Here is a 14,703-nt window from a genome sequence, read left to right on the forward strand (position 1 = left end):
TTTTCAAAACTCGGTACCACACCGAGTCAAGAACCCTGTGTCTTGATGTTGTCTAGTTCGAATGGGCTTGAGCGAGCCCAGGTAGAAACGTTTGTTGGTCAGTCGTTTGAAACTGGCTGGAATGCACTGTGTTCCCATGCCTCTGCTTTTTTTGATAAAACAGGCGTTGATTATGAATATGTCCGCGTGGATCGGGTTTGCGAGGTCAAGAGAACCAACTGGGCTGCACTGAAGGTGCTGCTTTCAACAACGAAACGAAATTACTTCAGTTACGGGATCGCGCTGGATCCGCAATTCGAATATTCCTTTTTGTGGGGCGAACTCAACGGCAATGCCATGTTGTATGGCGGTTCGGAGGAAGGGTTTTCTAAGCTCAATGTTGGGAATTTCGAAAAATATGCTCGAAAGAAATATGGCCAGTCCTTCGCACTGAACCATGATGATGAGCAACCGGTGTACCTGTTTTTGACGCAGGGTGCCTACATTGGCACAGATGAAATAGTGCACCACCTGGAGGAAGATGGTGTGGCTGTGGGACGCCGCCAGTTACCCGATCTGGATGTGCAATCAAGTAGCGAGCTGGTGTTGAATGCCAGTGAGTTTTTGGCGCGTCAGGTCAAGGACAACGGTTTTTTTGTATACGGACTGTTTCCATGCTTTAACAAGGAAATTCCAACTTACAACACGCTTCGTCATGCAAGTTCCACCTACGCAATGATTGAAGCGTGGGAAGTGACCCAAAGTGTATTTTTGAAGTCGGCGATTGACCGTTCGCTGCATTGTTTAACGAATGAATTGATCAAGCAGATTGAGTTAAGTGGTGGAATTCAAGCTGCCTTTTTGGTCGATACGGGAAATGAAATCAAGCTGGGTGGGAATGCCGTGAGCATTCTTGCACTGGCTAAATACACCGAGCTGACTGGCACCCGCGAATACATTGAATTGATGGAGAAACTGGCCCAGGGCATTGTCGCCATGCTGAATCCGGATACTCGTCAATTTGTGCACGTGTTGAACTACCCCGACCTTACCGTCAAAGAACAATTCAGGATCATTTATTACGATGGTGAGGCCGCGTTCGCTCTCATGCGTTTGTACAAAATCACTCGCAGGGCAAGATGGCTACAAGCGGTTGAATTGGCTTTTGAATACTTTATTGCTGCGCGTCACTGGAAAGCAAATGATCACTGGATGAGCTACTGCGTCAATGAGCTCACTTTGTATCGACCCAAGCGTGAGTATTTTGAGTTTGGAATTCGCAATTTTTCGAATCATCTCGATTTTGTATTAACTCGTATCACCACCTTTCCCACGCTGCTTGAGTTGATGATGGCTGCGCAACAAATGCTCTCGCGTTTGCAAGCCATGCCCGAGTTTGCTGACTTGTATTTACAAGTGGATACCGAGAAGTTTTACCGTGCTTTGCACTGGCGTGCCAATTACTTGACAACCGGGTATTTTTGGCCTGAGTGGGCGATGTACTTTGCGAAGCCCGACACGCTGAATGGCTCATTCTTTATTCGGCATCATGCTTATCGGGTGCGCATTGACGATGTCGAGCACTATGTGTCGGGCTTGGTTGCTTACCGGAAGTTTCTGATTCAGGGTGAGTTGAATCAAGCTCAGGAAACGGCCAGGCCAAACACCTTGTTGAATGCAAAAGCGGAAGAAACTACTTTTTGGTTCTTGAACCAGAATTTTGGTTTCCAGCGTTCTGGTGTAGAGAATGCAGCATTGCTTCGCTACCGGGTTTTTGATCAGGAAATGCAGTTGCAGCCCGTGTTGTTGACCTGTCGTTACAATCCGCGACTGCATGAGTCAATCGACAAGCTGGTGGCCAACAAAGCCTTGCCCGCGTCCTCGCAGTGTCGATCCGTTTACGATTATTTTCAGAATGCTGAAGTGGTTTCAAGGCAGCTGAATACCGGACAATCTTTTTTTGATAATCCAATGTTACGGTGCCAGTTGCTGGCGGACAGGCGGGATATCCGTGTGATGAGCCAACATGGACAATTGTTGATGTATGTGGTTCGAAATCCGGTCAATGACGCGCTTATTCACATTAACCATTTTTCGGAAGGCGTGAAGTTCCGAAAGGATTATTACGACAGCCGTGGATTTCTAAGTTGTGTCCAGTATTTGGATGCAGGGGGCGCGGTTAGCCATGAGCATTATTTGCGCCCCGATGGCACCTTGGCCATTGCGAAGCTTTACAAGCGAATCGATCAAAAATCACAGCTGTCCAATATTCGTTTGCATGATTCGACCGGAGTGCTGGTCGCCTGTTTGTTCAGTGAGTCAGAGTGGCTGACTTTTGCGTTGGTTTCCATGCTGAAGGCCAAGGGCGGCAAGCATGTGTTGGTGGTGGACAAGAATCGGTATTGGTATTTGCCTGCAATCGCGGCGCGTGACCAATTGCATCAGGAATCGTCTGGTCAGGTGGCAGTGGTGCCGATTATTCACGCCCTGCACACCCATGCTGTCGACAACCTGGCAACAAGTCCGACCAACTCCAATTTCAGGGATATATTGCACGATATCAAACGTCCTGATGCAATCATCACGCTGACTAATCAGCAAATGAATGACATCTCCTCAAGATATGGCAACGGGCAACTATTTCCGATTGCTCACTCCTGTGAAGTAAAAGACTCGATTCCCGATTTTGAAACCCGAGACCGATTTCGTATCGTCTCTATGGCCAGGTACAGTCCCGAGAAAAACCATCATTTGGCGATCGCAGCTTTCGCCAAGGTGGTCAAGAAGTATCCTCAAGCGCGCCTTGATTTTTATGGTTTCGCGGTTGCGGGAAGTTCACTGTTGTCTGACTTGAAGGCGCAAGTTGAATCCTTGGGCTTACAGAACCATATTGGTTTGAATGACTGGACTGATGCGCCTGCAACCCATTACCTTCGCGCAGGCTTGTCCTTGTTGACCAGTCAGGCCGAGGCTTATTCACTGGCCATTATGGAAAGTCTTTGTCACGCATGCCCCGCGATTGCGTTTGATGTTCCTTATGGACCATCGCATTTAATTGTGCACGGCGAAACCGGCTTGTTGGCTCCTTTCGGAGACACTGAGGCGCTTGCCGAGCAAATCATTTCGGTGTTTGATGACAAGGAGTTTCACAAATGCATGAGCGTTAAGGCCTTTGCGTTGGCGAACCGATTCAGTCACGCCGAGGCGGCGCGCCATTGGCGCCAATTGTTCTCAGCTGTTGGAGTGCTGTCATGACTGCTGTTCAAACCGCAATTTCTTTACTCACCGTGTTCGACTGGATCGCGGTGGCATTTTTTGTGATCTGCTTTCGCGGTTACAACTACGTGTTTGACGGGCGCAGTCGCTTTGGCAGACGCGGATTGTCGCAAAAAACGCATGAATTCCGAAAGCTGTGGGCGCGTGAAATGCTTGCTCGAAGCAACCGCGTTGGCGACACGGCCTTGATTGGCAACCTGGTCAACAGCGTTACTTTTTATGCCAATACCACGATCTATATTATTGCGGGTTTGTTTGCCTTGTTGGGTACGCTGGATCAGTTGGTCAATATCACCAGCGATTTGCCTTTCAGCCGGGAGGTTAGCCGAGGGCTGATGGAAATCAAAGTGCTGTTGGTTCTCACGGTGTTTGTGGTGGCTTATTTTAAATTTACGTGGAGCTTGCGCCAGTTCAACCTGCTGACCATTTTGGTAGGAGCAGCACCCGACGGAAACCCGGACAAGGAATACAACGAGGCTTATGTGTCGCGGATGGCGCGCATCAACAGCCTGGCCGGAGATGAATTCAACCGCGGATTGCGCAGTTATTATTTCGGAATTGCCTCGGTCACCTGGATGATTCATCCTGGTTTACTGGTGGCATTCAGTGCTTTGATTGTGTTGGTGTTGATCCGCAGGGACTTCTATTCAGAAGCCCTGGAGATCATGTCGAAGTAAGCACCGTGTTGATTACCAACTGCTGGTTTCGCGTTCGGGGCTGGCGCTGACCTTGTGAATGGTCAGGTCGGCACCGTTGAATTCCTCTTCGTCATTCAAGCGAATACCCACCGTCATTTTCAGTACACCGTACACCACAAAGCCACCCAGCAAGGCGAACGCCACGCCAGCCAAAGTGCCGATCAACTGGCTCATGAACGACACGCCGCCCATGCCGCCCAAGGCCTGCTGACCAAACACGCCAGCTGCGATGCCGCCGAAGGCGCCGCAAATGCCGTGCAATGGCCACACCCCCAATACATCGTCAACTTTCAAGCGGTTCTGGGTGAAGGTGAACATGTACACAAACAGCACGCCTGCGATGGATCCCACAGCCAGCGAACCCAGTGGATGCATGATGTTGCTGCCAGCACACACGGCTACCAGGCCAGCCAATGGGCCGTTGTAGGCAAAGCCGGGGTCGTTGCGGCCTGCGGCCAGTGCACCCAAGGTGCCGCCCACCATGGCCATCAGGCTGTTCACGGCCACCAGGCCAGAGATGCCTTCAATTTTCTGGGCGCTCATGACGTTAAAGCCAAACCAGCCCACTGCCAGTACCCAACTTCCCAGTGCCAGGAAAGGGATGGAAGAGGGCGGGTGAGAACTGATTCGCCCGTCTTTCGTGTAACGACCACGGCGTGATCCCAGCAGCAATACGGCCGCCAAGGCGATCCAGCCACCCACGGCATGAACAACCACACTGCCCGCGAAGTCCATGAAAGGGGCGCCAAAACTGGCGGTTAGCCACTCTTGAAAGCCGTAGTTGCCGTTCCAGACCATGCCCTCAAACACGGGGTAGATCAAGCCCACCAATGCCGCTGTGGCCACCAACTGGGGCACAAAGCGCGCGCGTTCAGCAATACCGCCCGACACAATGGCGGGAATGGCTGCAGCGAATGTCAGCAGAAAGAAAAACTTCACCAGTGAATAGCCATTGCCCTCGTTGAGTACTGCGGCGGGTTCATAAAAACCCACGCCGTAAGCAATGGCATAGCCGATGAAAAAGTAGCTGATGGTACTGACCGAAAAATCGGCCAGAATTTTGACAAGTGCATTGACCTGGTTTTTGTGGCGCACCGTGCCCACTTCCAGAAATGCAAATCCAGCGTGCATTGCAAGCACCATGATGGCGCCTAGAAGCACAAAAAGAGTGTCCAGTGCGAGAGTGATTTGTTCCATTTTGGTGAATTTTCAGGTTTTTGGTTGAAAGTGGGGCATTAGTTGCAAAAACAATGCCCGCTTTTCAGGCAGTTTGTGCACCGGTATGGTGCTGTGCTGATTTTTTGCGATCATCTTCCGGCCTGTTGGTGAGGCCTTGAAGTGTGTGCCCCAGCCAGAAAGATGCATTCCACGCGGGTGAACTCCAGTCAGCATGCTGCGATACAGTAGTTTCCGCCAAATGGCTTGTTTGCTCGATCGCTTGTTGGGTAGGCACTTCTTGTTGGGACAGCAGGAAATGCGCTGAGGCTTTGGCTGGTAACAGCCCAATAGTCTGGAATGCCTGAATCACATGGCTTGCCAGCGCCTCCCGAGATGCAAGCTTCACGGTTGAGTAGTCGTCGTTGAATTGCAGACAGTGTTGTAGTTCAACACTGCTTCCGAATTCTGCCTGCATCAACCGCCGCAGGGGTTCCGTTTTCAATTGCTCGCTGGCCATACCTGTGTTCAGGTCGCCAGGGGTGAATTCTGCAAGTTTGTTAGCGATTTGATCTGCGACAAGGTGGGCCAGCGCAGCGGGGGTAACGGTTTTCTCCAACAGAGCCAGTGCCATGGGCCCAAATTGTTGTTGATACTCCTCGGTTGCGTAGCGGTCTGTGACGGCAGTCAAACCCCATTGGCTGGCTACGTGATTCTTCAGTGCTTGTACATGATGAATTTCCAGTGCTTTGGCCTGTGTCAGGTTCAATCGCCTGCTGTCGATGTGCTTGACCAGCTGAAGCAACTGCTGATCAATTGACTGGTTCTTGATCTTGATCACCAAGCCGGCAAGCCCCTGCTGTTGGTTAATCAGTTCGCTGGCGCAACTCAGTATATTAAGGGTGGTTCCTTCAGCGCAAACATTCAGCCCCTCGGCCAGGGCCAAGGCAATGCCGGTGCGCTGTTGCAATGGAATGGCATTGTTTTGAAGTTGTTGGGCAATCAGGTGCAGGTTGCGCCGGTTTTCGTTCACCATCAGCGGGGTGAGTGCTGTTGGGCGGCAATTTACTTTGGTGGCGGCAAAGTCTTGAATGTTGGCCAGCGCCTTTTGTTTTTGGGGGCTGTTGGCGGCGTGTTGTTGAATAAACTCCCGCAGGGCATGAGTGGATTGGTTGAGCTGTTGCACATAGGGCTGATGAAGGGTTTTCGAACTGGTGAATTCATTCCAGGGTTTGCCTGCTGGACTAACGCAGGGCAAATCGAGGTTTTGAGTTGCATGGGCATCATTGGCATTTAGGGCAGCAGTGGTGGTGCTTGTAGCGTGTTTTTCCAAGTGCTGCCAAAGGCTGGCAATGGACAATTCAATGTGGACTTGTTCAATATTCGCTGACATAGTGTGCGCAATCTGCCCCGGTGCAATTGAGTAACCTTGCACTGGATATCAGTTCCCAGTCAGGCTGCTTTGAGTGCGCCCCACAAAATTCCGAACAGGTCATCAAACTGGTCGATCAGTTTGTGGCTTTCCTTGCGCAGAAAATGCATTTGCGCCACACGGCCAAACACGCCCATAAACACGTCCAAAAGCATTTTGCTGGACACTGTGTTGTTGAACACTCCCTTGTGTTGACCTTCTTTCAGCATGCCAAGAAAGGCACCCATCAGCTCCGGGCTTTCATACACCGGCAGGTCCTGGTAGCGGCTGGCGGGTATGGATACGGTCAACAGCAAAATCACCTTGGGGTGTTTGTCAAAGTAATCCAGCATCACCCACAGGGTTTTGCGCAGGCGTTCACGGTAATCTTCAATACCCTCTAGGTGGTCAATCATGCGGTTGGCCAGGCGGCTAAGTGTGGCGTCCAGCACGTAAGCCACCAACTGTTCCTTGCTTCCAAAGTATTTGTAAATGGTTTGCAGTGAAACATTGGCCGTACGCGCCACTTCAATCAGTGGCACGCTGTTGAAATCGTGGTTGGTAAACAGCTCCAGTACTGCATTCTCAATGCGGTCCAGCGTGGCCTTTCGCATGGTGGCCGGGTTGGCGTTGATATCTGCTTTGTGGTTGCTTGCGCTTGCATTCATGGTGAGCGACACCCACTTTTTATGGGTTTAAAGGGGGAAATCCAAAGGCGAATCATCTGGTACGAGTCCGGGTTTGGTCAACCACGATTCAAGCCAGATACACTTGGGTGATCAAAAACGGTAAGCTAAATTACCATATTCATAGAGGTGACACTCTAAAGTAACTTCTTGGGTTGATTGTGCGTTTGCACATCGCCATTCTGGACTGTGAAGAATTCACGATACCTTCGGTAATTTCGGTTACCGAATCCAGAAAATCCAGGAGGCACAGATGCCATCGGCACTGATATTTGACGCAGTAAGAACCCCACGGGGCAAAGGTAAAAAAGACGGTAGCCTGCACCAGGCCACTCCAGTGTGGTTGCTGAACAACCTGCTGACCGCTTTGCAGCAGCGCAATGATCTCGACACCAGCTTGGTGGACGACGTGGTACTGGGTTGCGTAACCCCAGTGGGCGAGCAGGGCGCTGACATTGCGCGCACAGCTGTGCTGGATGCGGGTTGGGCCGAAACAGTGGCAGGTGTTACCCAGTCACGCTTCTGCGCCTCCGGTTTGGAATCAGTCAACCTGGCCGCGGCAAAAGTGGGCAGCGGTCTTGAAGACATGGTAGTGGCTGGTGGCGTTGAAAGCATGAGCCGCTGGACCATGGGTAGTGATGGCGGCGCTTGGTTCATGGACCCCCGCATCAATGACAAACTGGGCTTTATTCCCCAAGGCATTTCTGCCGATTTGATCGGTACGCTGGAAGGCTTTAGCCGTACCGATGTAGACACCTACGCGGTTGAAAGCCAACGCCGTGCTGCCAAGGCCCAAGCCGAAGGCCGCTTCAACAAAAGCCGTGTGCCTGTGAAAGACCTTAACGGTTTGATCATGCTGGACCACGACGAATTCATTCGTGGCAACGCCACTGTGGAAAGCCTGGCCAGCCTGCAGCCTTCATTTGCAATGATGGGCAGCATGGGCTTTAACGCCACGGCCCTGCGCAAGTACACCACCGTTGAAAGCATCAACCACATTCACCATGCGGGCAATTCTTCCGGCATCGTGGACGGCGCTGCTTTGGTATTGGTTGGTAGCGAGGAAGCCGGACGCAAGGCTGGCTTGAAGCCACGCGCACGCATTCGTGCTGCTGCGGTAATCGGTTCCGAGCCCACCATCATGCTGACTGGCCCAACGCCCGCCTGTTTGAAGGCTCTGCAAAAAGCAGGCTTGAAAGCGTCCGACATCGATTTGTGGGAAATCAATGAAGCCTTCGCTGTGGTGCCCATGCAAACCGCACGCAATCTGGGCGTTAGCCTGGACCGCGTGAACGTGAACGGCGGATCGATCGCCATGGGCCACCCACTGGGCGCAACAGGCGCAATTATTTTGGGCACCTTGCTCGATGAACTTGAGCGGCAAGACAAAACCCTGGGCCTGGCCACACTGTGTGTGGGCGGCGGCATGGGTATTGCCACCATCATCGAACGCATTTAATTGGCCGAAGGAGAAACAACAATGAGTGCAGTGAAATTTGAACTCGGTCAGGATGGCATCGCGGTAGTCACGCTCGACATGCCCGGCCGTTCCATGAATGTATTGAACGAAGAACTGATGGGCCCGTTCGCGGAAGCCCTGACCCGCATTGAAACCGATGCGGCCGTGAAAGGTGTGGTGCTGACTTCTGGCAAGCCAGAGTTTTTGGCTGGCGCTGACCTGGACACGGTGTACAAAATTACCGACCCACAACAAGCCTTTGATTTGGCAGAAGCCTTCAAAACCTTGTTGCGCCGCATGGAAAAGTGCGAGAAGCCCATTGTGTGCGCCTTGAACGGCACCGCATTGGGTGGCGGCTTGGAACTGGCCATGGCCTGTAACCACCGCGTTGCACTGAACAACCCCAAAGCCAAGTTCGGTTTGCCCGAAGTGAAGCTGGGCCTGTTGCCAGGCGGCGGTGGTACACAGCGTTTGCCACGCATGATCGGCATTCAGGGCGCGCTGGAAATGATGACCCAAGGCACCGAGCTGCGCGTTGAGCAGGCGGTGAAGAAGGGCATCGTTCAAGACACAGCAGATTCAGTTGAGGAAATGATTGCCAAGGCCAAAGCCTGGGCAGTGGCCAATCCAAAAGCCTTGCAGCCATGGGACGTAAAAGGCTTCAAATTCCCCGGTGGCGATTCCAAGCACCCAGCCATTGCGCAAATTTGGGCGATCGCACCCAGCATGGCCAATGCCAAGGCATTTGGTAACTACCCAGCGCTGACTCACATTGCCAGCTGCGTATTCGAGGGCGGTATTACCGACATCGACACTGGCTTGAAAGTGGAAAGCCGTTACTTTGCTGCGTGCGTGTTGTCGCAAGAAAGCAAGAACATGATGAACACGCTGTGGTATCAGCTCAACAGCATCAAGAAAGGTCAAAGCCGCCCAAGCGCACCTGCAAAAAGCAAGGTCAAGAAAATTGGCGTGCTGGGTGCAGGCATGATGGGTGCCGGCATTGCGTATGTGTCCGCCAAGGTTGGCATTGAAGTGGTGTTGATTGACGCCACGCAAGAAGGCGCCGACAAAGGCAAGGCCTACAGCACCAACCTGCTGGACAAAGCCATTGCCAAGAAGCGCAGCACTCCTGAAAAGAAAGAAGCACTGCTGAACCTGATCACGGCCACCACCGACTATTCCAAGCTGGAAGGTGCGGATTTGGTGATTGAAGCCGTGTTCGAGGACCGTGCCGTGAAAGCCGATGTAACCGCCAAGGCAGAAGCGGTTATTCCAGCAACAGCCGTGTACGCATCCAACACGTCGACTTTGCCAATCACTGGCTTGGCCGAGGCTTCCAAGCGCCCCAACCAGTTCATCGGTTTGCACTTCTTCAGCCCTGTGGACAAAATGCCGCTGGTTGAAATCATCATGGGTGAAAAAACCGACGATGAAACACTGGCCAAGGGCTTCGACTATGTTCAGCAAATCGGCAAAACACCGATTGTTGTGAACGACAGCCGTGGCTTCTTCACCAGCCGTGTGTTCGGTACCTTCCTGATGGAAGCAGCTGCCATGGTGGGCGAGGGTGTTCACCCCCGTTCCATCGAAATGGCGGGTCTGGAAGCCGGCATGCCCATGCCACCTTTGGCGCTGTACGACGAAGTGTCGCTCAGCCTGAGTTTGCTGATCATGAAGCAAACCAAGAAAGACATGGAAGCCGCAGGCCAAACTTTCCCCGAGCACCCAGGCTACAAAACACTGATTACCGTGGCCGAAAAGCATGGTCGCATCGGCAAGAAAGACGGCAAGGGCTTCTACGACTACTCCCCCGCAGGCAAAACACTGTGGAAGGGGTTGAGCGAAGAATTCCCGCTGGCCAAAGAGCAGCCCAGCTCACAGGAAATTCAGGACCGTTTGATGTACATCCAGGCCAATGAAGCCGCACGCTGCTTGCAGGAAAAAGTGCTGCGTTCAGTGGCCGACGGCAACATCGGTTCGATTTTCGGTTTGGGTTTTGCGCCATTCACCGGCGGCATGTTGCAGTTCATCAACGCCAAGGGCTTGCCCGAGTTTGTAAAGCGTTGTGAAGAATTGGCTGCCCAGTATGGCGAGCGTTTCAAGCCCGCCAGCATGCTGGTGGAAATGGCCGCTCAAGGCAAAAAGCTGGAAGACAATCTGGCGTAATTTTTACCCGGTGGGGCCGTTTGCTTTGTGCAGATGGCCCCGCATTGTTTGACGAAAACAGGAGCAGTAACCATGGTATTCAAAGCAATCATGAATGGCTTGATCAAAGCCAAAGCCATGCCGCAAATTTCGCCGACCGAGCGCCAGGCGCTTGAAGCAGGCACGGTGTGGATCGACGGCCAGGTTTTTTCCGGCAAGCCCGACTTTGCAAAAATGTTTGCCGAGCCCTATTCAAAACTGAGCCAGCGTGAGCGCGAGTTCATCGACGGCCCCGTGCAGCAGTTGTGCGAAATGTGTGATGCGCATGAAATTGCGACCACACGTGTTATTCCGAAAAAGGCAGTGGACTTTTTGGCTTCTGCCGGTTTTTATTCCTTCCTGATTCCGCAAAAGTTTGGTGGCCTGGAATTCTCTGCTAACGCCATTTCAACCATCATGGCGATGATCACGTCGCACAGCCCATTGCTGTCGACCTTGGTGGTGATTCCCAACAGCTTGGGCGCGGCCGAATTGATCAAGCACTACGGCACACAAGCGCAGAAAGAACATTACCTGCCACGCCTGGCCACTGGTGAATACCTGCCCTGTTTCGGTTTGACCGAACCCACTGCAGGTTCAGACGCTGCTTCAATTCTGGCGCGTGGTGTGGTGTTTAAAAACGCAGAAGGCAAGGTTCAAATCAAACTGAACTTTCGCAAGCGCTACATCACTTTGGCACCTGTGGCCAACCTCATTTCTTTGGCCTTCAAACTGCACGACCCGGATAACCTGTTGGGCAAAGGCGCTGAGCCTGGCATTACAGTGGGCCTGGTTCACCGTGGCATTCCTGGTCTGGAAATGGGCAAGCACCACCAGCCGATTGGTGATGCGTTCTACAACGGCCCCATTATCGGCCGCGATGTAGTCATTGACGCCGACGAAATTATTGGTGGTACTGAATGTGCCGGCCAGGGCTGGCGCATGTTGATGGAACAGCTGGCCGGTGGTCGCGCAGTTTCATTGCCTGCTGGTGCGGTGGGTGGCGTGCGTGCAGCAGCGGCTGCTTCAGGCGCATACGCCCGTGTTCGCCAACAGTTCGGCATGCCGATTGCTGAAATGGAAGGCATTCAGGAAAAGTTGGCCGAAATTGCAGCCATGGCTTACCTCAGTGAAGCGGCACGCGTGTATGCAGTGAGCGCACTGGACAACAATGAGCAGCCCCCGGTTGTTTCTGCTGTGTGGAAAGCCTACCTCACCGAGCTTTCACGTGAACAGGCGAAGAATGCCATGGACGTGATGGCGGGTGCCGGTGTAATGCAAGGCCCCAACAACGTCATCGGCCGCGGCTACTGTTCAGCCCCGGTTGCCATTACTGTTGAAGGCGCGAACATCATGACCCGTTCGCTGATTACCTTTGGTCAAGGTGCTGTGCGTTGTCACCCCTATGCATTCAAAATTGCAAATGCCCTGGAAGCCAACGATCTGCCCACATTCAGCAGTGCATTGAAAGGCTGGATTGGTCACATGGTTGTCAACACGGGTCGCTTGGTGGGCTTGACCTTGACTCGTGGTTACCTGGCCAGCACACCGAAGATTGATGGCGTTACACCTTACCTGCGCAAGCTGGCTTGGGCGTCTTCACGCTATTCATTCCTGACCGACATGGCACTGATCACCGTGGGTGGCAAGTTGAAAGCCCGCCAGCAACTGACCGGCCATTTCGCCGATGCTTTGGGCTGGCAACTGCTGGCCATTTCAACCATTCGCCGCTACGTGGCTGAAGGTGAAATCAAGGAAGACTTGCCACTGGTGCAGTACGCTTGCGAATACGCCTTGGCGAAAGTGCAAAAAGCATTCGAATCCATCTATTCCAACTTTGGCAACAACGCAGTGGGCTTTTTGCTGCGCACCGTGGGCTATTTCAGCTTGCGCGTGAACCCGATTGTTGGTTCTGGTCTGGATCGTTTGGTGCCTACCGTGGCCAAAACAATCACCAAGAGCGGTGCCCAACTGGGCCGTATCACAGGTGATTTGTACATGCCCAAGTTCAACCTGGCCGACATGGACAGCGATGAAGTGCTGGCACAAACCACAGGCGTGAAGCGTTTGATGGCAGCCTTCCAGGCCGTACAGGAAGCCGAAGTGGTGCAAATGAAGGTCATTCAGGCACGCCGCTCCAAGCTGGTGGACAAGGGTTCTGTGCAGGAAATGGCCGAAGCCGCATTGGCCAAAGGCATTATTACAGCAGCCGACAAAAAGTTGCTGGACCGTGCCAACCGAATCAGCCTGGAAGCCATCATGGTTGACGAGTTCACACCGCAGGAATTCTTCGGTGACAACTCGGTAACTTACGCGCCAGGTTTTGAATGTGCCAATGTGCCCAATGTAAGCCATGGCGCAGCGGTACAAGGTGAGCGCTTGAGAGTTGTGAACTCTTAAGACGCTGCGTGCGGGTAATGCCCCATTTACTTGGGGTGTTACTCGTTTCGCCCTAAGCAAGGTTTCTTCTTCCGGCTTGATGCTTCTGGCTTGGGGCATGCGAAACGCCTTGGCGTCTTCGCATCGATTGCTGCGCAATCGCCCCGCGCTGCGAATCCGCCGGGAAACCTTGCAAAATCGGGCAAAGCGAGTATCACCCCGCGTATGGGCATTCAACCTGCTCATTCGCGAGCTGCCGTTTTTACACTCAACTACCAACCAATCACCGAGGCCATTACTCATGTCACCCATTCAAGACCCCACCTTGCTCGAAGGCATCACCGTGCTCGACTTGTCGCGCAATTTGCCTGGGCCAGCAACGTCACTGATCTTGCAGCAAATGGGTGCCACGGTCATCAAGATGGAACCCCCACACGGGGATGACGCCAAAAGCATGCCTATGCTTTACGCAGCATTGAACAGCAGCAAAAAAATTGTCACTGCCGACTTCCGCACACCCGAGGGCATTCAGGCATTGAAAGATCACGCAGCCAAAGCGGATGTGTTGATTGACGGCTTCCGCCCCGGCGTGATGGCCGACATGGGTTGTGGCTACGACACTTTGAAAGCACTGAATCCGAAATTGGTGATGTGCTGCATCACAGGCTACGGTCAGCAAGGGGCGCTGGCTGAAAAGGCCGGGCACGACATCAATTACATGGCCTTGAGCGGTGTGCTAGATGGTTTGCAAACAGCCGACGGTGACATTCCTGTTCCTGCCGTGCAGTTTGGTGATTTGTTCGGTGGTACGTCGGCCGCCGTGCAAGGTATTTTGGCCGCCCTGTTGAAGGCGCAGCGCACTGGGCAGGGCACCTTTGTGGATGTGTCCATGACCCACAACCTGTGGAAGCAAAACATCATGCCCGAGAGCATGGAACAAATGTGGATCATGCTCAGCGGCAAGCCCGCCAAGCATCAAGACGATTTGCTGAGCGGCGGCCTGGCCTGTTACAACGTGTACAAAACTGCAGACCAGCGTCATTTGGCGGTAGGTTCACTGGAGCACAAGTTCTGGAAAGTGGCTTGCGAAGCCATGGGCAAGCCCGAGTGGGTGAATATTCACTGGAGTCGAGGTGCCATGCCCGGTACTCCCCCGGCGGTTCAAATGCTGGCCGACATGAGGGCGCTGATTGCATCCCAACCCCTTGCACATTGGGAGCAGGTGTTTGGCAATGTGGATGCCTGCATTACCCCTGTCCTGACCCGAGCCGAAATCAAGCAGAGAAATTTGCTGCACATTTGATGTTTTTTCGGATGGGAAAATTGCGCCGGTAAATCGAGTACTGCGTCTAAAATCCTGAATTCTTTGGGTTAACTTACGCGATTCTTACCAAAATCGCGGGAAGAATGGTATTGTTGAATTTGCCGGAAGTCTTATACAACACTTATAAAAACCGAGCCCACGCAGGCTCAGCC

At 52.9% G+C, this 14,703-nt stretch carries 9 protein-coding genes; 6 read left to right on the forward strand and 3 right to left on the reverse strand.

Going from position 1 to position 14,703, the window contains the following annotated elements; all coding sequences use genetic code 11:
• Positions 1 to 45: 45 nt before the first annotated feature.
• Together asp1 and LMED105_RS02640 are read left to right on the forward strand one after the other, a co-directional pair.
• Positions 46 to 3,234, forward strand: coding sequence for an accessory Sec system glycosyltransferase Asp1 (asp1, locus tag LMED105_RS16060; RefSeq protein ID WP_008247933.1), 3,189 nt, complete (start codon positions 46 to 48; stop codon positions 3,232 to 3,234).
• Positions 3,231 to 3,932 carry a DUF599 domain-containing protein gene (locus LMED105_RS02640; protein ID WP_008247934.1) on the forward strand — a complete coding sequence of 234 codons (702 nt, stop codon included), beginning with the start codon at positions 3,231 to 3,233 and terminating at the stop codon, positions 3,930 to 3,932. The genes asp1 and LMED105_RS02640 overlap by 4 nt, the downstream gene beginning before the upstream one ends.
• Positions 3,933 to 3,944: 12 nt before the next feature.
• On the opposite strand, the gene LMED105_RS02645 is transcribed toward LMED105_RS02640, so the two are convergent.
• From LMED105_RS02645 to LMED105_RS02655, 3 genes are all read right to left on the reverse strand, one after another.
• Complete coding sequence (locus tag LMED105_RS02645; protein ID WP_008247936.1) at positions 3,945 to 5,150, reverse strand: ammonium transporter; 1,206 nt, start codon at positions 5,148 to 5,150, stop codon at positions 3,945 to 3,947.
• Positions 5,151 to 5,214: 64 nt separating this feature from the next.
• Positions 5,215 to 6,501 carry a hypothetical protein gene (locus tag LMED105_RS02650; protein WP_008247938.1) on the reverse strand — a complete coding sequence of 429 codons (1,287 nt, stop codon included), beginning with the start codon at positions 6,499 to 6,501 and terminating at the stop codon, positions 5,215 to 5,217.
• A 59-nt stretch (positions 6,502 to 6,560) separates the two neighbouring features.
• Entirely contained in the window at positions 6,561 to 7,187 is a 627-nt protein-coding gene (locus LMED105_RS02655; RefSeq protein ID WP_008247940.1) for a TetR/AcrR family transcriptional regulator, read from the reverse strand.
• A 271-nt stretch (positions 7,188 to 7,458) separates the two neighbouring features.
• Between LMED105_RS02655 and LMED105_RS02660 the strand changes: the two genes are divergently transcribed.
• The 4 genes from LMED105_RS02660 (at position 7,459) to LMED105_RS02675 (ending at position 14,530) form a co-directional block, all read left to right on the forward strand.
• On the forward strand, positions 7,459 to 8,664 hold the full coding sequence (locus LMED105_RS02660) for an acetyl-CoA C-acetyltransferase (protein WP_008247942.1): 1,206 nt from the start codon (positions 7,459 to 7,461) through the stop codon (positions 8,662 to 8,664).
• Positions 8,665 to 8,685: 21 nt separating this feature from the next.
• Positions 8,686 to 10,830, forward strand: coding sequence for a 3-hydroxyacyl-CoA dehydrogenase NAD-binding domain-containing protein (locus tag LMED105_RS02665; protein WP_008247944.1), 2,145 nt, complete (start codon positions 8,686 to 8,688; stop codon positions 10,828 to 10,830).
• 72 nt (positions 10,831 to 10,902) lie between these two features.
• The gene (locus LMED105_RS02670; RefSeq protein ID WP_156799484.1) at positions 10,903 to 13,248 is read left to right on the forward strand and encodes an acyl-CoA dehydrogenase; all 2,346 of its coding nucleotides are present in this window, start codon (positions 10,903 to 10,905) and stop codon (positions 13,246 to 13,248) included.
• A 280-nt stretch (positions 13,249 to 13,528) separates the two neighbouring features.
• Positions 13,529 to 14,530 carry a CaiB/BaiF CoA-transferase family protein gene (locus tag LMED105_RS02675; RefSeq protein WP_040512247.1) on the forward strand — a complete coding sequence of 334 codons (1,002 nt, stop codon included), beginning with the start codon at positions 13,529 to 13,531 and terminating at the stop codon, positions 14,528 to 14,530.
• Positions 14,531 to 14,703 lie beyond the last annotated feature (173 nt).

Origin of the sequence: Limnobacter sp. MED105, from assembly GCF_000170915.1 — a bacterium.
Lineage (GTDB): Bacteria > Pseudomonadota > Gammaproteobacteria > Burkholderiales > Burkholderiaceae_B > Limnobacter.